Below are 19,040 nucleotides of genomic sequence, written 5' to 3'. Positions count from 1 at the left end.
GAACCCTGTGAGTCCCGCAGCACGCCGCACGACCCTCGCCATCCTCGCCATCGCGGTCGGCGGCTTCGCCATCGGCACGACCGAGTTCGTGACGATGGGGCTGCTGCCGCAGATCGCCGACGGGACCGGAGTCGGCATCGCCACCGCCGGTCACTACGTCTCCGCCTACGCCCTCGGTGTCGTGGTCGGTGCGCCGCTCATCGCCATCGCGTTCGCCAAGGCGCCGCGCAAGGGTCTGCTCATGGGGCTCATGGCCTTCTTCGCCGTCGCGCACCTGGCGATCCTCGCGGCTAACACGTACCCGACCGTCATGGCGGCCCGTTTCCTCGCGGGTATGCCGCACGGTGCCTTCTTCGGCATCGGCTCGGTCGTCGCCGCGTCCCTCGTGTCGCACCGGCGCCGCACCGCGGCCGTCGCCGCCATCCTCGGTGGCCTCGGGGTCGCCAACGTCGTCGGCGTGCCGCTCGCGACCCTGCTCGGACAACGCTTCTCCTGGCACCTGCCCTACGTCCTCGTCGGCGTCATCGCGGCCGTGACCGTCGCGGCCATCGCCGTGTTCCTGCCGCACCAGCCGCCGAGCGGCGAGGAGTCGATGCGGGCCGAGATGCAGGCGCTGCGCCGGCCCCAGGTCTGGCTCGCGCTCCTCATCGGCGTCGTCGGCTTCGGCGGCATGTTCGCGATGTACTCCTTCATCACCCCGACCATGACCGAGCTCGCCGGGCTCGACGAGCGCTACATCCCGTGGGTGCTCGCGGCCTACGGCGTCGGCATGGTCGTCGGCATGGTGCTGAGCGGCCGCGTCGCAAACCGTGTCGGCGTGCTCAAGGGGATCATCGGAGCGCTCGCCGCCATCGCCGTGCTCCTCGCCCTCTTCGGGTGGGCCGCCCAGATCCTCTGGCTCGCGGTGCTCATGGTCTTCGTCCTGGGCCTGCTGCCCTCGATCGTCGTGCCGCTGCTCCAGACGCGCCTCATGGACGTCGCGCACGAGGGCCAGTCGCTGGCGGCTGCCCTCAACCACTCGACGCTCAACACCGCGAACGCCCTCGGCGCCTGGCTCGGCTCGATCGTGCTCGCCGCGGGCTGGGGCTACGGCGCTCCGAGTCTCGTCGGTGCCGGTCTCGCGGTGCTCGGTGTCGGCGTCGCCGTGCTGTCAGCGGTGCTCGAGCGGCGCTCCAGGGTCGCCGCGACCGGCTCAGGTCCTCAGGTCGAGCAGGCGGCCACCGTGTCGGCCGCGACGAACGCCTGACGTCCGAGCGGGTCGGTCACTCGAGCCATTCGGTGACGAAGCGATCGTTGGCGTGGATGTGGACCGCTTCGTAGCCATCCGGCCCCGTGCGGAACCGGTGCGGTGTCGCAGCCGGCACGACGAGCACCTGACCGGCGTGGCCGACGACCTCCTCCGTCCCGACCGTGAACGTCGCCGACCCGCGCCGGATGATGAAGGTCTCGGCGTAGGGATGCCGGTGCAGGCGGGGTCCCACACCCTCGCGCGTCGTCGACTCGAGGATGATGCTGATGCCCGCACCGCCAGGCAGCTGCTCGTAGTTCTCGGTCCAGTCCTCGCCGTCGTCGCGGCCGTCGGCCCGCTCGATCAGGGTCTCCATCGCTCGTCCTCTCGGTTCGGCGGCGCCGCCGTCGGCGCCGTCGCATCGGGGTAGGGCGCGGCGACGCCCTCACCGTCACGTCGAACGGCGGGAACGACGTTCGACATGGCATCGACCTGGACGCCCTGGGTGACCTCCCGGGTGGACCGGACCTCGGGGAGCGGGGTCGGCGAGAAGCCGACCATCGCGGGAAGGGCGTACGCGCCGGGCGCCGCGGGAGCGCCCCACAGCCACGGTTCCCTCGGACGCCAGAGCAGCCGCCCCGGACGGCGCCGGTCGCGCAGGGCGTGCATGCGCCACAGCAGCGCCGGGTGGCTCGCCGCCGCGTTGGTCACCCACACGAAGAAGCCCGGCTCCGTGACGGCGCGGTCCGCCATCGCGTCGACGTCGACCGACCGGCCGAGGTACTTGCCCCCGGCGAGGGTCGCCATCGCCGACCGGGCGCCCTGGGGCGCGAGTGCGTGGCCGTAGTTGTCGGCGGTGTACTCCTGGGCCCGGCTCAGCGTCGAGCCGACGAGCGGGATCCACTGTGAGGCGAACGTGCCGAGGATGCGCCAGTAGCTGACGTGACCCGCGGCGATGTGCCCGACCTCGTGGGCGATGACGAACCGGAGCGCGTCGGGCTCTCGCGCTGCTCCACCGACCTCGAGGAGGTCGCTGTTGACGAAGACGAACCGCCGGAAGCCGTGTCCGGACGCCGCCGCGTTGATGACACCGTTGCCGAGCACGACGTACGCGTCGGGCACGTAGGAGAGGCCGGAGCGTCCCGCGGCGTCGACGAGCATCGCGTACGCCTCGGGGAACTGCTCGGGGGTCAGCTTGATGCCGGTGAGCCGCTGCTGCGCCCACAGCTGCCCGCGCGCGAACCAGACGAGCAGCGGGGCGAAGACGAGCGCCAGCGCGTAGACGTCCGGCGTGCGCTGCTCGTCGATGGCGGCCGACACCTCCGCGAAGGCGGCCAGGAGCAGGAGCAGCGAGGCGATGATCGCGACGACGAGCGTCAGGATCTCCCGCGGGTGCCGCACGTGACGGCGCAGCGGCACGTGCGACCCGGGGGCCACGGGCAGGACCTGCATGGGTTGGGCGCGCATGGCCGCCATTGTGCGTCACGACCCGGGTCGGTGGTGGGCACGGGCCACGAGGGCGTGAGCGCCGCGTCCCCAAAGCATGGGAGACTGTGGTGGCTGCAGCCGCGTCCGACGCCGGCCGCCCACCGACCAGCACCATCCCCGTCACCCTGACTCTGCGAGGTTCGTCCCACGTGTCGCCCATGGCCCGCTCCGCGTTGGCTCCCAACGCAACGCCGCCGGACCTGATCCGCAACTTCTGCATCATCGCGCACATCGACCACGGCAAGTCCACGCTGGCCGACCGCATGCTGCAGCTGACCGGTGTCGTCGACGCGCGCGCCATGCGCGCGCAGTACCTCGACCGGATGGACATCGAGCGCGAGCGCGGCATCACCATCAAGAGCCAGGCCGTGCGCATGCCGTGGGAGCTCGACGGCACGACGTACGCCCTCAACATGATCGACACCCCCGGGCACGTCGACTTCACCTACGAGGTGTCCCGGTCGCTCGCGGCCTGCGAGGGTGCGGTGCTCCTCGTCGACGCCGCCCAGGGCATCGAGGCGCAGACCCTCGCGAACCTCTACCTCGCGATGGAGAACGACCTCACGATCATCCCGGTCCTCAACAAGATCGACCTCCCGGCCGCGCAGCCCGAGAAGTACGCCGAGGAGCTGGCCAAGCTCATCGGCTGCGAGCCCGAGGACTGCCTCCAGGTCTCCGGCAAGACCGGTGTGGGCGTCGAGCCGCTGCTCGACAAGATCGTCGGCACCCTGCCGGCCCCCGTGGGCGACCCGGACGCCCCGGCGCGCGCCATGATCTTCGACTCGGTCTACGACACCTACCGCGGTGTCGTCACCTACGTCCGCGTCGTCGACGGCAACCTCAGCCCACGCGAGAAGATCGTCATGATGTCGACGCGGGCGACCCACGAGCTGCTCGAGATCGGCGTCATCAGCCCGGAGCCGGTCCCCGGCAAGGGCCTCGGCGTCGGTGAGGTCGGCTACCTCATCACCGGCGTCAAGGACGTGCGCCAGTCGCGCGTCGGTGACACGGTGACCAACGCCAGCAAGCCGGCGACGAAGGACCTCGGCGGCTACCGCGACCCGAAGCCGATGGTCTTCTCGGGTCTCTATCCCATCGACGGGTCCGACTACCCCGACCTGCGCGACGCGCTCGACAGGCTCAAGCTCAACGACGCCGCGCTCGTCTACGAGCCCGAGACGTCCGCGGCCCTCGGTTTCGGCTTCCGCGTCGGCTTCCTCGGGCTGCTGCACCTCGAGATCGTCCGTGAGCGGCTCGAGCGCGAGTTCGACCTCGACCTCATCTCGACCCAGCCCAACGTGGTCTACGACGTCACGCTGGACGACGGCAAGGCCGTGCACGTGACCAACCCCAGCGAGTACCCCGACGGCAAGATCCGCGAGGTGAGCGAGCCGATCGTGCGCGCCACGATCCTCGCGCCCTCGGAGTTCGTCGGCGCGATCATGGAGCTGTGCCAGCAGAAGCGCGGCAACCTGCGCGGCATGGACTACCTCTCCGAGGACCGCGTCGAGATGCGCTACACCCTGCCGCTCGCCGAGATCGTCTTCGACTTCTTCGACCAGCTGAAGTCGCGCACCCGCGGCTACGCCTCGCTCGACTACGAGCCCGACGGCGAGCAGGTCGCCGACCTCGTCAAGGTCGAGATCCTGCTCCAGGGCGAGACCGTCGACGCGTTCTCGGCCATCGTCCACAAGGACAAGGCGTACGCCTACGGCGTCATGATGGCGAGCAAGCTCAAGGACCTCATCCCGCGTCAGCAGTTCGAGGTTCCGATCCAGGCGGCCATCGGCTCACGGATCATCGCCCGAGAGAACATCCGCGCCATCCGCAAGGACGTGCTCGCCAAGTGCTACGGCGGCGACATCAGCCGCAAGCGCAAGCTCCTCGAGAAGCAGAAGGAGGGCAAGAAGCGCATGAAGATGGTCGGTCGGGTCGAGGTGCCGCAGGAGGCCTTCGTCGCTGCGCTGTCGAGCGACGGCGACAAGGGCGACAAGAAGAAGTAGCCCGCGGCGCCGGGCACTCGAGGGCGCCGGACGGCATACGGCACTGCACGGCATACGGCATGGGGTGGGTACGGCCCGCCAGCCCACGCTGTCGGCTGGGGTGGCAGTTGGGTTACCTGTCGGTAACCTCATCCCATGATCGACGCCTACGCGCTCTACCGCCGTCTCGAGCACCGCCCCCTCGGCAAGAGGGTCTTCGCCAGGGCCTTCACGGCCGCGGCGCCCTACTTCGCCTCCGTGCATCCGCGGGTCGTCGAGGTGGGGCCGGACCGTGCGGTCGTCGTGGTGCCGAAGCGACGTCGCGTGCACAACCACATCGGCACGGTCCATGCCATCGCAGCCTGCAACGGTCTCGAGGCGGCGATGGGACTGCTGGCGGAGGCGAGCATCCCGCCGACCCATCGTTGGATCCCGCGCGGGATGGAGGTGCGCTACCTCGCGAAGTCGACGACCGACCTGACGTGCGCGGCCGAGACCGACCCGCAGGTGTGGCGCGACGGGCGGGCGGAGGTGCTGGTGCGCGTGACCGCGACGCGAGCCGACGGCGTCGTGACGGTCGAGGGGACGATCCACCTCTACGTGAGCCGTCGGGAGTGAGCCTCCGCCGAGGCTCCGGGCGTGGCGGCTCAGGCCTCGAGGAGCTTGCGGCGCAGGCGCTCCGTGTCGGCCGCCGTCCAGCCCTGGGAGTCGAGCCAGCCCAGCGGGCCGCCGTAGCGCTCGTCGAGCGTGGCGAGCAGCAGGCGCATCGTGTCGGTGGTCGGCGACTGCTGCGCCACCGTCTTGTCCTTGAGGTTCGCGGCGTACGCCTCCTTGGCGCGCAGCCGGTCCATGATCGCGGCGACGCGCTCGGCCGATGCCGCGTAGTCGGCCACGACGAGGTCGTCGGGCACTCCCACGACCTTGAGCGCGAGTCCCACGACGGTGCCGGTGCGGTCCTTGCCGGCGGCGCAGTGCACGATCGCGGCACCCTCGCTCGCAGCGATGGCGTGCAGTGCCGCGACGACCGAGTCGGGACGGCTCGCGAGGTAGCCGAGGTAGTGCTCCGACCAGAACTGGTCGTGGCTCGGGGAGTGTCCACCGTTCCTCTCGGCAGCCGCAGCGGCGGCGGCGTCCCGACGCTCGTCGGTCTCCCACGGGAGGGCGCGCTCCGCGGCCGGGATGCCCGACTCGGTCGTGTCCTCGCGGTAGAGCGTGTGGTGGTGGTGTCGGATGCCGTCCAGCGCGCGGAGCGGGCCGTCGCCCTCCTTCGCGACCTCGACGTCGGTGCGCAGGTCCACGACGTCACTGACGCCGTAGCGGTTGACGAGGGCGTCGACGGAGCCGGGGGTGAGGTCCTGGAGGTTGTCGGAGCGCAGCAGCCGGCGCGGTCGGAGGGTGTCGCCGTCCGCGGTCACCATGCCTCCCAGGTCACGCATGTTGACGACGCCGTCGAGCTCGATCCAGTTGGGGCGGTACACCCCAGCACCCTATGCGACGGTCGACAACGACTTGCACCGATGTGCCCACCGCCAGATATCTTGACGTCGAGAGAAAATTGGGACGAGGGAGAGTGCCATGACGTCGACGACGACCCAACCGCTGACCAGCCGGGGCATCCCGGTGGACCGCGACCTGCGCATCCTCGCGCTGGGGTCGTTCGCCAACCGTTTCGGCGCTGGCGCCGTCCTCACGACCAGCGCCCTCTACTTCACCCGCCAGGTCGGCTTCAGCGCCACCGAGGTGGCCCTCGCGATGTCGGTGTCGGCGGTGGTGGGCATCGTCGTCCAGGTGCCGGCCGGCCACCTCGGGGACACACGCGGCCCGCGCCGGGTGCTCACGGCGTTCATGGTCGGCGCGGCCGTCTTCAGCGCGCCGCCGGTCCTGGCGACGACCCCGTGGATGCTGGCGCTCCTGCTCGGCGTCCTCGCCTTCTTCGAGCGGGGGGCGGGCGCGGTCAACCAGGGTGTCATCGCCCAGCTCGCCACCGGTGGTCGGGGCGTGCTCTTCAAGGCCTACCTCCGGGCCGTCACGAACACGGCGCTCGGCCTCGGGTCCGTCTTCGGTGGTGCGGCGCTCATCATCGACGAGCGGTGGGCCTACGTCACCGTCTTCGTCCTCAACGCCGTCTTCACGGGGTTTGCCGCCTGGAACTCGACGCGGCTGCCCGACATCGCACCTCACGCGCGGGCCGTCGGCGAGCCGCGGCTCGCGGTCATCCGCGACTGGCCCTACGTCGTCATCACCGTCATCACGGGGCTCTTCTCCCTCCACTTCTTCGTCATGGAGCTCGGCCTGGCGCTCTACGTCTCGGCCCACACGGCCGCACCGACGGTCATGGTGGCCGTCCTGCTCATCATCAACACTGCCGCCGTCGCGCTCTTCCAGGTCCGGCTCTCACGTCGCGCCGACTCCGTCGTGGCCGGTGCCCGGGCGCTCGTGCGCGGGGCGTGGTGGATCGCCGCGGGCTTCGCGATCGTCGCCCTCGCCGACCGGGGGTCGATGTGGCTCGCCGTCGCCGCCCTCGTCGCCGGCTCCCTCGTTCACGTCGTCGGCGAGATGATCGGCTCGGGTGGGCAGTGGGGACTGCAGATGGGCCTCGCGCCGCACGAGCGGCAGGGGCAGTACCAAGGCTTCGCCGGTCTCGGTTTCAGCGTGCTCGCGGTCGTCGCACCCCCGGTCGTCACCTACCTCTGCGTCGACCTCGGCGAGACCGGCTGGCTGGTCCTGGCGGCCTTCATGGTCGTCATCGCGCTCGTGTCGGTGCCTGCTGCCCGCTGGGCGCTCGCCTCCCGGGGCCGCTACGGCGTCACGACGCACTCGGGCTGAGCCCGCCCTGTGAGGTCTCCGGCAACCGCCCCGTCCTGACGTGCCCGGTGGCGACGGCGTGCTTGGATGTCCCCTGTGCCAGCCACGCGACCAACGGACAGTGATGCCGCCGGCCCCGTCGTGGGGGAGCCTGCAGTGCACCCGGCGAGCGAGCTGGTCCGGCGTGCCGACCAGCAGCGGTGGGCCGACGTGCGGCCGCACCTCGCTGCCATGGAGGTCGTCGTCGACGCCCTGCGGGGTCGCACGGACGGTGCCGTTCTCGTCGTGGGCGGCCGCGACGCCGCGCCGTGGGCGGCGATCCTCGCGGACCAGTGGCCGAGCCTGCGCGTGTCGACGGTGCAGCTGCCCGACGACGCCTCGACGACACATGCGCGGCTCACCGTCGAAGGACCCTTCGACCTCGTCGTCGACGCGTCCGACGAGACCGGCAACGAGCAGGCTCTGCTCTTCGAGCGGGTCTTCATGCACCTGCGCCGGGGCGGCGAGTACGTCGCCCGACGTCTCGTGCCCCAGGTGGGTCCGTCGGCCGCGACGACCGACTCCCAGGCGCAGGGCCGGGCGAGCGACGCCGTGACCGACGGAGCCGCGACCCTCGAGGTGGCTGACCCCCCCAACGAGAACCCCACTCCTGGACCGCCCTACGCGGGTGACCTCTGGACCCTGCTGAGCGCGGCCCAGTCGGCCCGGACGCGCGACTTCACGAACATCGAGAGCGAGACGGGGGTCTATCCCGACGCCGAAGGCGTCGGGCGGTGCCTCGAGCGGCTCCAGGTCAGCAGCAAGGTGCTCCGTGTCGTCAACGGCGCGCGTGTGGCGTCCCTGGTGCGGGAGGAGGAGCTCTCGGTGGTTCTCGAGGGCCGTCCAGAGCTCGGCGCGGTGCTGGAGTCACGCCCGGCCGTCACGTGGGACGCCGCCTTCCACTACTCCGTGAACCGGTCGGACGACCCCTTCGTGCGGCGGCGATACGCCGTCCCGGAGCTGTCCCTCCGTCGGTACGACAGCCCGGTCTGCAGCCGAGGCCAGCTCGTCACGAGGGATGACGTCATCTTCCCGGACTCGTTCCGTCAGAGCTGGATGTCGCGGTTCTCCAATGTCTACATGGTCGATGCCGCCCCCCGCTTCGGCAGGGTCCGCAGAGATCTGAGCGACCCCGACGAGCTGCCGGGCGCCTGGTTTCACCTCGACTGCGAGTGGCCCGGTCAGTTCGGTCACCTCATGACGGAGCAGCTCGGGCGGATGTGGGCCTGGGAGGCTGCCAAGCGCCGCGAGCCCGAGCTCAAGGTGCTCCTCACGCTCGAGCCCGAGCGAGACCCAGCAGTGCTCGCCGACTTCGAGATCGACATCCTGGGGGCCTTCGGTGTGCGGCCCGAGGACGTGCACATCTTCCAGAAGCCATGCCGTCCCGAGCGGCTCTACTCGGCCACCTCGATGTTCGCGCTTTCCCGATATGTGCACCCTGACATGGGACGGTTGTGGACACAGATCGGCGACGCGGTGGTGCGTGACGCACCGCGTGCTCGGCGCCCCCGTCGAATCTTCGTGTCACGTTCGAAGACGCTGAAGCGGTCGTGCCACAACGTGGAGGTCGTCGAGCAGATCTTCGCCTCGCGCGGCTTCCACGTGTTCCGACCGGAGGAGCACCCCCTCTCGGAGCAGGTCGCCCTGTTCAGGTCCGCTGACGTCGTCGCCGGTCTCGCCGGAAGCGCCTTGTTCTCGCTCGGTTTCTGCACGACGGGAAAGCGGGTCATCCTGCTCGCACCAGATGCGTACACGGCGCGCAACGAGCACCTCATCTCGGCGGTCCGAGGCCACGATCTCACAGCGGTCCACAGCCGCTCCGACGTCGAGCATCCGCCCGGGGGCTGGAGCTGGGAGGCCTTCGCCACGAGCTTCACCTTTGATGTCGACGACGAGGGGCGCTACCTCGAGAAGGTCCTGGACGGGCTGGACCGATGACCCACCACGACGGCATCAGTCGCGGCGCACTTCGACTCCGAGCACGCTGATCGACTGGAAGGGTGGCGCGTCGGACCGGAAGTCCTCGCCGCCGAGTCCAGCGATGTGCTCCACGACCTGCTGCCCCGAGGTCGCCCTCCCGATGAGGGAGTAGACCGGCGCCTCGGGTGGCACCGTGAAGTCCCGGTAGACGACGAAGAACTCCCCGGCGGTGCCCGGGTAGCCGTCTCCCCGGGCCAGCCCGACGTCGCCGACCCGGTAGGTGCGGTCCGCGGGCACGTTCTCGAGGGGCAGGTCGTAGCCGGGCTCGGCCGTGCTGCGTCCCGACGGGTCACCGCACTGGAGAAAGGCGGTCGGGGCCGGCTCCGAGGTGAGCCGGTGGCAGACGCTGTCGGTCCAGTAGCCCGCCCGGGCCAGCGTGACGAACGACGCGACGCTCCTGGGAGCGCGCCTCCCGTCGAGGCGGAGCGTCAGGTCGCCACACGTCGAGCGGACGTGGGCGGTCCAGCTCGAGCCCGCTGCCACGGACGCATCCGGCGCTGCCGTGAAGGTCGGGAACGCCGTGGGCGGCAGCGGGGGAGCCGTGCACGAGATGTCGTCCGCGGCAGGCGTGGGTGCCGGCTCCCCGCCGCGCACCGCGACGGCGGCGACGTACAGCGCGGCCGCCAGCGCTGCGACGACCAGCGCGACCGTCGCGAGGAACCGCACGTTCCTGCGTCGCGGCGACGGCGCCTCGGGCATGGGGGCAGCGTACGACCGGCGGAGTGGACGGGACATGCCTTCCGGGCTGGGACAATGGACGTATGCCGCCCTCCGCCCTTCCCGACGGCGACCCCGCCCCCAGCACGGGTGAGCTGCCCGCCGCGGCCCTGGCCGGCCTCCCGGGCACCGACCTCGGCATCTACGTGCACGTGCCGTTCTGCACGGTCCGATGCGGCTACTGCGACTTCAACACCTACACGCTGACCGAGCTCGGCGGCCCCGGCGCGAGCATCGGCATCGACACGTACGCCGACGCGGCCCTGCACGAGCTCGACCTGGCCCGCTCGGTGCTGGGCGACGAAGCGCCCCTGGTGTCAACGGTGTTCGTCGGCGGTGGCACTCCCACGATGCTGAGGTCCGCCGACCTCGTGACGGTGCTGGACGGCATACGCACGCGGTTCGGGCTGGCCCCCGACGCGGAGGTCACGACCGAGGCCAACCCCGACTCCGTGACGCCCGACTCGTTGCGGGAGCTTGCCGAGGGCGGCTTCACGCGCGTCTCCGTCGGGATGCAGTCGGCGGTGCCCCACGTGCTCCGCACGCTCGAGCGCACGCACGACCCGGACAACGTCGCGCGAGCCGTCGCCGCGACGAGGGCGGCCGGGATGCAGGTCAGCGTCGACCTCATCTACGGCACGCCGGGGGAGTCGCTCGAGGACTGGCGCCGCAGCCTCGAGGCCGCCGTCGCCCTCGAGCCCGACCACATCTCGGCCTACGCGCTCGTCGTCGAGGACGGCACCAAGCTCGCGGCCCAGGTGCGCCGCGGGGTCGTGCCCGCCCCCGAGGACGATGACGAGGCCGACAAGTACGAGCTCGCAGACGAGCTGCTCTCCGCCGCCGGGTTCGGGTGGTACGAAGTGAGCAACTGGGCGCGCTCGGAGCAGACCCGGTGCCGTCACAACGTCGCGTACTGGTCGGGGACGAACTGGTGGGGTGTCGGGCCGGGCGCGCACAGCCACGTCGGCGGCCTCCGCTGGTGGAACGTCAAGCACCCGAGTGCGTATGCCGCCCGGCTTGGCGCGGGGGAGTCGCCCGCCCAGGCGCGCGAGATGCTCACGGACGACCAGCGCTACGACGAGCGTGTGCTGCTCGGCACACGCCTCGTCGAGGGACTGCCGGTCTCCGATCTGCGAGGATCGGGTCGCACCGCCGTGGCCGGACTCATCGCCGACGGCCTGCTCGACGGCACGGCCGTCCTGCGGGACTCGCGCCTCGTGCTGACCCGGCGCGGGCGCCTGCTCGCGGACACGGTGGTGCATCGGCTCCTCGCCTCCTGAGGAGCCCTCGACGAGGAAGGCCCCGATGAGCGAGACCCTGTCGACGACCACCGGTGACGCGGCGGACTCCCACGCGAGCCGCGGCGCGGTCTCGCACGCGGCGGAGGTCGTCGCCGCGGCCCGACGTGCCTTCGACGACGGGGTCACCAAGCCCCGGGACTGGCGGGTCGCCCAGCTGCGGGCCCTCCGTGCGCTGCTCGTCGACCACGAGGACGAGATCGCCGAGGCGCTGCACGCCGACCTCGGCAAGAGCGCCACCGAGGCCTGGGTCACCGAGACCGGGTTCGTCGTCCGCGAGATCGACCACACGCTGCGACACCTCCGGTCGTGGACCGCCCCGCGCCGCGTGCCCGTGCCGCTCTCGCTCGCACCGGGCCGAGCCAGGGTCGTGCGGGAGCCGCTCGGCGTCGTCCTCGTCATCGCGCCGTGGAACTACCCGGTCCAGCTGTGCCTCGCTCCGCTCGTCGGCGCGCTCGCCGCCGGCAACGCGGTCGTCCTCAAGCCGAGCGAGGTCGCCCCGGCCACCTCACGCGTGCTCGCGCGCCTGCTGCCCCAGCGCCTCGACGCCGCGGCGGTCCACGTCGTCGAGGGGGCGGTCCCGGAGACGACGGCGCTGCTCGCGGAGCGGTTCGACCACATCTTCTACACCGGCAACGGAGCCGTCGGCCGGGTCGTCCTCGAGGCCGCCGCCCGACACCTGACGCCGGTGACGCTCGAGCTCGGCGGCAAGTCCCCGGCCTACGTCGCCGACGACGCCGACCTCGAGGTGACCGCACGCCGGCTCGTCTGGGGCAAGTTCACCAACGCCGGCCAGACGTGCGTGGCGCCGGACTACGTGCTCGCGAGCCGTCCGACGCTCGATGCCCTCAAACCCCTTCTCGGACAAGCGATCCGGGAAGCGTTCGGTGACGACCCGTCGACGTCGGCCGACTACGGCCGGATCGTCAACACCCGCCACTTCGAGCGGCTCACTGCTCTCGTCGACCCGGCCAGGGTCGTCGCCGGCGGTCGGTCCGACGCGTCCACGCGCTACCTCGAGCCCACTCTCGTCGAGGTCGACGACGCGGACGACCCGCGTGAGGTCGTCATGCGTGAGGAGATCTTCGGGCCCGTCCTGCCCCTCGTCGCCGTCGACGGACTCGACGCGGCGATCGACGTCGTCAACCGGCGTGACAAGCCCCTGGCGCTCTACGTCTTCACCAGCTCCGACGAGGTGCGTCAGCGCTTCGTGCGCGACACCTCGTCCGGCGCGCTCGGCGTCAACATTCCCCTCGCGCACCTCGCCGTCCCCGGCCTTCCCTTCGGTGGGGTGGGTCCCAGCGGCATGGGCGCCTACCACGGCGAGCGGTCCGTCGCGCTCTTCTCGCACGACAAGGCCGTGCTCGCACTGCCCACCCGACCCGACACCACGGTCTGGGTGCGGCCGCCCTTCACCTCGCTCAAGGAGCAGGTCATCGCCCGCGTCGCCGTCCCCGGCCGCCGGCGACGCAGGGACCGCTCGCAGCCGCAGCAGGGCGAATGACAGTGGTGTCATTAACACAGGAGTGGCCCGAGGTCACGTAGATCGCTCGCGTGTCGCATGGGATTTCTGGGAAACCAGTGATCGTGTAGCCCGATTGTCCTAGATTGCCGAGTGCACCCACGGCGACCACGGGAGACACCTATGCCACGCGAGCGCGACCTCATGGCCGAGCCCCGTCTCTCCGGAGCCGGGACGGCCTCCACCCGGGACTCGCGTCCCGCACGGACGCGCACCGGCGCCGTGCTCCTCGCAGTGGTCGCGCTCCTGCTCGGGGCGGTCGGGACGGTCGGTCTGGCGGGACCTGCTCGCTCCGCCGAGTGGATCGTGCTGTGCACCGGCTACGACCCGTGCCAAGCGGCGGGCTACCCGAACTCCGGCTACAAGGACAACAGCGCCACGAGCTACTGGCGCCAGTCGACGGGGCACAACTGCACGAACTACGTCGCCTACCGCCTCGTCAGGAACGGCCTGCCCAACACCAAGCCCGCCACCCTGTCGGGCAACGCCTACAACTGGGGTCCGGCCTTCCCGAGCCAGACCAACGACGACCCAGCCGTCGGCTCGGTCGCCTGGTGGAACACCTCCTTCTCCTCGACGGGACACGTCGCCTACGTCGAGAAGGTCGTGTCGGCCGACGAGATCCTCGTGTCCGAGGACAACTGGGGTGGCGACTTCAGGTGGCGCAAGGTCACGAGGGCCGGCGGCAAGTGGCCCAACGGCTTCATCCACCTCAGGGACCAGGGCGCGACGGTCGTCGACACCGACGTCTACCGCCCCCTGACCCCCACCCGGCTGCTCGACACCCGCACCGGCCTCGGGGCCCCGGCCGCCAAGGTCGCGGCCGGCACGTCGCTCGCCCTGCAGGTCAGCGGCCGGGCCGGCGTCCCGAGCGGCGGGGTCGGCACCGCGATCCTCAACGTGACGGTCACCGCGCCCGCTGCGGCCGGCTACCTCACGAGCTACCCGTCCGGCGCGACCCGCCCCGGATCCCGCAGCGTCACCTACCCGGCCGCCGGCACGATCAGCGAGCTCGTCCCGGCCCGCCTCGGCGCCGACGGCAAGGTCCGGCTCTACACCTCGGCGGCGGCGCACCTCGTCGCAGAGGTCGTCGGGTGGTACCCCACGACGGGGCACCTCGTCTCCGTCACGCCCACCCGAGTCCTCGACACGCGCACCGGCCTGGGCACCGCCCAGGTGCGCGTGCCCGCCAACGGCAGCGTCGACCTCCCGGTGGCCGGCGCCGGCATCGTCCCGAGCACGGGGGCGTCGGCCGTCGTCCTCGCCGTGTCGGCGGCCGCCCCCAGTGCGGGCGGGTGGCTGACGGCATACCCGACGGGGACGACCCGGCCGACGACGGCGCACGTGCGCTACGACGCCGACGCCGCCATGACGGGCGTCGTCGTGTCGCGGATGGGCACCGGCGGCAAGGTGACCATCCAGTCCACGGCCGAGACCGACCTGCTCGTCGACGTGGTCGGCTGGTTCAGGACGGGCGGCGACCACGTGGCCCTCGCCCCGTCACGAGTGCTCGACACGCGCATCGGGCTCGGTGCCCCGACGGGGCGGGTCGCGGCGGGCTCGACCGTCTCGGTGCCCGTCCTCGGCCGGGCAGGGGTGCCCACGGTCGGGGTGGCGGCGGTGTCGATCACCCTGACGCCCATCGCGCCGACGGCGACGACCGCAGTGACGGCGTACGCCTCGGGCACGACCCGACCGACCCCCGCGAACGTCACGGTGGCCTCGGGTCGCACCAGGGTCAACGCCGTCGTCGTCCCGGTCGGCGCCGACGGGTCGATCACGGTGCACACGAGCGCGGCGTCCTACCTCGTCGTCGACGTCCAGGGCTACCTCAAGAAGTGAGCTGGGCGCCTCGGGCGCCCGGCGGGCCGCCGCCGGTCAGGCGCCGGGCTCGGTGACGAAGTCGATGAGCTCCTCGACGCTCGCGAGCAGCGTGGGCTCGAGGTCGGCGTAGGTGCGCACCGTGCCGAGGATCCGTTTCCACGCGTTGGCGATGTCGGCCTGGCTCGCGTGCGCCCAGCCGAGCTCGGCACAGATGCCGTGCTTCCACGACGTCCCGCGCGGGATGACGGGCCACTGCTGCCAGCCGAGCCGCTCGGGGCGCACGGACTGCCAGACGTCGACGTAGGGGTGGCCGAGGATGCGCACGTGCTGGGACAGGCCCGGGAGTGCCTGGGCCTGCGCGACGATGCGGGCCTCCTTGGTGCCGGGGACGAGGTGGTCGACGAGCACGCCGAGGCGCCGTCCGGGGCCCGGCTGGAAGTCGGCGATGATGCCGGCGAGGTCGTCGACGCCGTCCATGAGCTCGACGACGACGCCCTCGACGCGCAGGTCGTCGCCCCAGACCTTCTCGACGAGCTCGGCGTCGTGGCGACCCTCGACGTAGATCCGCGACCCGCTCGCGATGCGCGCTCGCGCGCCCTCGACGGCCACCGATCCGCTCGCGGTCCGGGACGCGGCCCGGCGTGCGTCGGCGAGGGCGGCGCCCGCGGCGGCCTGCGGGGGAGTGAGCGTCACCGGGGCCCCGTCGACGAGGAAGCCCGGGCCGAGGGGGAAGGCCTTGGTGCGCCCGCGGCGGTCCTCGAGGTGGACGACGTGCATCCCGCCGGCCTTCTCGACGCGCACGACGGCCCCGACCCAGCCGGTCTCGACCTCCTCGACGACGAGGTCGGGCTCCGCCGGGGTCGGGGTCGACCGGCCGCGCCGCGGGGCACGCCAGTCACCGGTGAGCACGTCGGATCCGTAGCGATCGTTGGGGGACACGACCAGTGAGGGTATGCCGCCGGGTGGGTTCGGACGCAGCCGCCACGCGGGCGGGGGCGCAGGTGCCCCGACGGCATACGGTTGGATGAAATCGGAGATCCGCGAGGCACGACGTAGACTTGGCACTCGTCGATCGAGAGTGCCAGACCCGTGAAGGAGGGGACGCGATGAGCGAGGACCGCAGGCTGATGGTGCTGCGCGCGATCGTGCAGGACTACGTCCAGACCTCCGAGCCCGTGGGGAGCCGGGCCCTCGTCGAACGCCACCACCTCGGCGTCAGCGCCGCGACCGTGCGCAACGACATGGCCCTGCTCGAGGAGGAGGGCCTCATCCACGCGCCGCACACGTCGGCCGGGCGCGTCCCGACCGACGCCGGCTACCGCGTCTTCGTCGACCGGCTCAGCGCCGTCAAGCCTCTCGGGTCGGGCGAGCGCCGGGCCATCGGCCAGTTCCTCGAGGGCGCCGTCGACCTCGACGACGTCGTCGACCGCACCGTGCGCCTGCTCGCGAGCCTGACCCGCCAGGTCGCCGTCGTGCAGTACCCCTCGCTCACCCGCTCGACGGTGCGCCACATCGAGCTCGTGCCGATGGGGTCCTCGCACCTGATGATCGTGCTCATCGTCAACACCGGTCGCGTCGAGCAGCGCGTCGTCGACACGGGCCGCGTGCTCTCCGACGGCACGGGCGAGTCGCTCGTCGCCACGATCCGCGCTCGCATCAACGAGGTGGCGGCGGGAGTCCCGTTCACCGTGGCTGCGACCCGCCTCCGGCGCCTCGTCGACGAGGCCGACGATGCCGACCGCGCAGCCATGGAGGCCGTCGTGTCCGCCCTCGGCGACGCCCTCGTCGAGGAGCGTGAGGAGCGCGTCGTCCTCGCCGGTCAGGCCAACCTCGCGCGAGCCGGCACCGACTTCCCCCGCACCATCGGCCCGATCCTCGAGGCGCTCGAGGAGCACGTGACGCTGCTGCGCCTGCTCGGCCAGCTCGGCGACGACCCCGACCTCGTCTCCGTGCGCATCGGGACCGAGAACCCCGTGACCGGGCTCCAGTCGACGTCCCTCGTGTCGATGGGCTACGGCTCCGGCGCCGAGCGTGTCGCGAGCCTCGGGGTCCTGGGCCCGACGCGCATGGACTACCCCACGACGATGGCCTCGGTCCGCGCCGTCGCGCGCTACGTCTCCGAGATCCTCGACGAGAACCAGGCCACCTGACCCTCTGCAGCACAGCGGCCAGTCCGCCGGCGCAGCGCCGCGCCGGAACCGAAAGCACCACGTACCAAAAGGAATCTCAGCTTGAACGACTACTACGCCGTCCTCGGGGTCTCGCGCGACGCGAGCCAGGAGGAGATCAAGAAGGCCTACCGTCGGCTCGCCCGCAAGCTGCACCCGGACGTGAACCCCGGCGCCGAGGCCGAGGAGGAGTTCAAGCGGGTCTCGCAGGCCTACGACGTGCTCTCCGACCCGCAGAAGCGCCAGTCCTTCGACATGGGCGCCGACCCGTTCGCCTCGGGTGGCGGCGCCGGTTTCGGTGCGGGACAGGGCTTCTCGTTCAGCGATGTCATGGACGCCTTCTTCGGCGCCGGCGCCCAGGCGGGCACGCGCGGCCCCCGGGCGCGCGTGCAGCGCGGTCAGGACGCACTCGTGCGGCTCGACATCGACCTCTCGAAGGCCGTCTTCGGCTCCGAGGAGGAGCTGACGCTCGACACCGCGGTCGGCTGCAAGCGCTGCGACGGCGACGGCGCCGAGCCCGGCACGGGCCGCCAGACCTGCCAGATCTGCAAGGGCGCCGGTGAGGTGCAGCAGATCCAGCGGAGCTTCCTCGGCCAGGTCATGACCTCGCGCCCCTGCGTCAACTGCCAGGGCTACGGCTCGACCCTGACCGACCCGTGCCACGACTGCTCGGGTGACGGCCGCGTGCGCACCCGTCGCTCGCTCAAGCTCAAGGTCCCCGCGGGCGTCGACACCGGCACCCGCATCCAGCTGACCGGAGAGGGCGAGGTCGGCCCCGGCAACGGACCCAAGGCCGACCTCTACGTCGAGATCCGCGTCGTCAACCACGACACCTACACCCGTCGCGGTGACGACCTGCACTGCAACGTCGAGCTGCCCATGGCCGCGGCCGCGCTCGGTACGAGCTTCAAGCTGTCGACCTTCGACGGCATGCAGGACCTCGAGATCAAGCCCGGCACCCAGAGCGGTGACGTGCTGACCCTGCGCGGTCTCGGCGTCACCCACCTGCGCCACGGGGGTCGCGGCGACCTGCTCGTGCACGCCACGGTGCAGACGCCGACCCGGCTCACCGAGGAGCAGCGGGAGCTGCTGCACCAGTTCGCGACCCTGCGCGGCGAGGAGCGGCACGAAGGTCGCCTCACCCCCGCCAACAAGGGGCTCTTCGGCAAGCTGCGCGACGCCTTCAAGGAGAAGTGACCCCCACGTGAGCGCCCGGTGACCCACCAGCTCTTCCTCGGCGAGCCGTCCGCGGTCGCCGGGGCCGTGGTCGGGGCGTCCCTGCTCCTCGAGGGTGACGAGGGGCGCCACGCCGCGACGGTCGTGCGCATCCGCCCGGGTGAGCGCTACTTCGTCGCCGACGGCGCGGGCCGGCGCGCCCTGCTCGAGGCCACCGACGTCGACCGGGCCTGGGTGCGCGGCCGCGTGGTCGAGGTGAGCGAGGAGGCCGAGCCCTCCCCACGACTCGTCCTCGTCCAGGCCCTCGCCAAGGGAGACCGTGACGAGCAGGCCGTCGAGGCCGCCACCGAGCTCGGTGTCGACGAGGTCGTACCCTGGCAGGCGGAGCGCTCCGTCGTGGTCTGGCGCGGGGACCGCGCCGCCAAGTCGCTCGCCAAGTGGGCCGCGGTCGTGGCCCGGGCGACCAAGCAGTCGCGCCGCTCGCGTATGCCGGTGACGTCCCCCGCGGTCGGGCTCGCTCCGCTCGTGGCCCGTGTCGGGGAGGCGGCCCTCACGCTCGTGCTCCACGAGGACGCCACCGAGGCCCTCGCGTCCGTCGAGCTGCCGACATCGGGCGACGTGCTCGTGGTCGTCGGACCGGAGGGCGGCATCACCGACCGCGAGATCGAGGCCCTCACGCTCGCCGGGGCGCGTCCAGTCCGACTCGGGTCGACGATCCTGCGGGCGTCATCCGCCGGTCCCGCCGCCCTCGCCGTCCTCAGCGCACACGCCCGCTGGACCTGACGGCATACGCCCTCTGGTCCGCGGTGGTCA

General features: G+C 71.8%; 16 protein-coding genes. 11 read left to right on the top strand and 5 right to left on the bottom strand.

Features of this window, described 5'->3' with window-relative positions; all coding sequences use genetic code 11:
* The first annotated feature begins 7 nt into the window (after window positions 1–7).
* Window positions 8–1,246: an MFS transporter gene (locus H283_RS0105905; RefSeq protein WP_020142592.1), complete on the top strand. Its 1,239-nt coding sequence runs from the start codon at window positions 8–10 to the stop codon at window positions 1,244–1,246.
* 16 nt (window positions 1,247–1,262) lie between these two features.
* On the opposite strand, the gene H283_RS0105900 is transcribed toward H283_RS0105905, so the two are convergent.
* Window positions 1,263–1,604, bottom strand: a complete 342-nt coding sequence (locus H283_RS0105900; protein WP_020142591.1) for a cupin domain-containing protein — start codon at window positions 1,602–1,604, stop codon at window positions 1,263–1,265.
* A complete protein-coding gene (locus tag H283_RS24180) occupies window positions 1,592–2,695 on the bottom strand; it encodes a M48 family metallopeptidase (RefSeq protein ID WP_231372231.1) in 1,104 nt (367 codons plus the stop codon). Before H283_RS24180 ends, H283_RS0105900 begins: the two co-directional genes overlap by 13 nt.
* 179 nt (window positions 2,696–2,874) lie before the next feature.
* Between H283_RS24180 and lepA the strand changes: the two genes are divergently transcribed.
* Together lepA and H283_RS0105885 are read left to right on the top strand one after the other, a co-directional pair.
* Window positions 2,875–4,719 carry a translation elongation factor 4 gene (gene lepA, locus H283_RS0105890; RefSeq protein ID WP_020142589.1) on the top strand — a complete coding sequence of 615 codons (1,845 nt, stop codon included), beginning with the start codon at window positions 2,875–2,877 and terminating at the stop codon, window positions 4,717–4,719.
* A gap of 135 nt (window positions 4,720–4,854) precedes the next feature.
* Window positions 4,855–5,316 (top strand): hotdog fold domain-containing protein, encoded by a 462-nt coding sequence (locus H283_RS0105885; protein WP_020142588.1) that lies wholly within the window; start codon window positions 4,855–4,857, stop codon window positions 5,314–5,316.
* 29 nt (window positions 5,317–5,345) lie between these two features.
* Here H283_RS0105885 and H283_RS0105880 read toward each other — a convergent pair whose 3' ends face one another.
* Window positions 5,346–6,176, bottom strand: a complete 831-nt coding sequence (locus tag H283_RS0105880) for a tyrosine-protein phosphatase (RefSeq protein ID WP_020142587.1) — start codon at window positions 6,174–6,176, stop codon at window positions 5,346–5,348.
* Window positions 6,177–6,273: 97 nt separating this feature from the next.
* On the opposite strand from H283_RS0105880, the gene H283_RS24175 reads away from it, so the two are divergent.
* Window positions 6,274–7,524 (top strand): MFS transporter, encoded by a 1,251-nt coding sequence (locus H283_RS24175; protein WP_020142586.1) that lies wholly within the window; start codon window positions 6,274–6,276, stop codon window positions 7,522–7,524.
* A gap of 135 nt (window positions 7,525–7,659) precedes the next feature.
* A complete protein-coding gene (locus H283_RS0105870) occupies window positions 7,660–9,480 on the top strand; it encodes a DUF563 domain-containing protein (protein ID WP_020142585.1) in 1,821 nt (606 codons plus the stop codon).
* 15 nt (window positions 9,481–9,495) lie between these two features.
* Here H283_RS0105870 and H283_RS0105865 read toward each other — a convergent pair whose 3' ends face one another.
* Complete coding sequence (locus tag H283_RS0105865) at window positions 9,496–10,221, bottom strand: peptidylprolyl isomerase (protein ID WP_020142584.1); 726 nt, start codon at window positions 10,219–10,221, stop codon at window positions 9,496–9,498.
* A gap of 62 nt (window positions 10,222–10,283) precedes the next feature.
* On the opposite strand from H283_RS0105865, the gene hemW reads away from it, so the two are divergent.
* The 3 genes from hemW (at window position 10,284) to H283_RS0105850 (ending at window position 14,901) form a co-directional block, all read left to right on the top strand.
* Window positions 10,284–11,519: a radical SAM family heme chaperone HemW gene (gene hemW / locus H283_RS0105860; RefSeq protein ID WP_020142583.1), complete on the top strand. Its 1,236-nt coding sequence runs from the start codon at window positions 10,284–10,286 to the stop codon at window positions 11,517–11,519.
* A gap of 25 nt (window positions 11,520–11,544) precedes the next feature.
* Entirely contained in the window at window positions 11,545–13,041 is a 1,497-nt protein-coding gene (locus tag H283_RS0105855; protein WP_020142582.1) for an aldehyde dehydrogenase family protein, read from the top strand.
* A gap of 141 nt (window positions 13,042–13,182) precedes the next feature.
* Window positions 13,183–14,901, top strand: a complete 1,719-nt coding sequence (locus tag H283_RS0105850) for a CHAP domain-containing protein (protein WP_020142581.1) — start codon at window positions 13,183–13,185, stop codon at window positions 14,899–14,901.
* 36 nt (window positions 14,902–14,937) lie between these two features.
* Here H283_RS0105850 and H283_RS0105845 read toward each other — a convergent pair whose 3' ends face one another.
* Window positions 14,938–15,828 (bottom strand): DUF3097 domain-containing protein, encoded by an 891-nt coding sequence (locus H283_RS0105845; protein WP_051103577.1) that lies wholly within the window; start codon window positions 15,826–15,828, stop codon window positions 14,938–14,940.
* 161 nt (window positions 15,829–15,989) lie between these two features.
* Between H283_RS0105845 and hrcA the strand changes: the two genes are divergently transcribed.
* The 3 genes from hrcA (at window position 15,990) to H283_RS0105830 (ending at window position 19,010) form a co-directional block, all read left to right on the top strand.
* Complete coding sequence (hrcA, locus tag H283_RS0105840; protein WP_020142579.1) at window positions 15,990–17,033, top strand: heat-inducible transcriptional repressor HrcA; 1,044 nt, start codon at window positions 15,990–15,992, stop codon at window positions 17,031–17,033.
* Window positions 17,034–17,114: 81 nt separating this feature from the next.
* Complete coding sequence (dnaJ, locus tag H283_RS0105835; protein ID WP_020142578.1) at window positions 17,115–18,248, top strand: molecular chaperone DnaJ; 1,134 nt, start codon at window positions 17,115–17,117, stop codon at window positions 18,246–18,248.
* Between the two features lie 18 nt (window positions 18,249–18,266).
* Window positions 18,267–19,010, top strand: a complete 744-nt coding sequence (locus tag H283_RS0105830; RefSeq protein ID WP_020142577.1) for a 16S rRNA (uracil(1498)-N(3))-methyltransferase — start codon at window positions 18,267–18,269, stop codon at window positions 19,008–19,010.
* The last annotated feature ends 30 nt before the right edge of the window (window positions 19,011–19,040 follow it).

Origin of the sequence: Terracoccus sp. 273MFTsu3.1 (assembly GCF_000383675.1) — a bacterium.
In the GTDB taxonomy this organism is placed as follows: Bacteria; Actinomycetota; Actinomycetes; order Actinomycetales; family Dermatophilaceae; genus Terrabacter.
The sequence above is the reverse complement of the archived record's forward strand: the minus strand, read 5'-3'. Positions and strand labels throughout refer to the sequence as shown.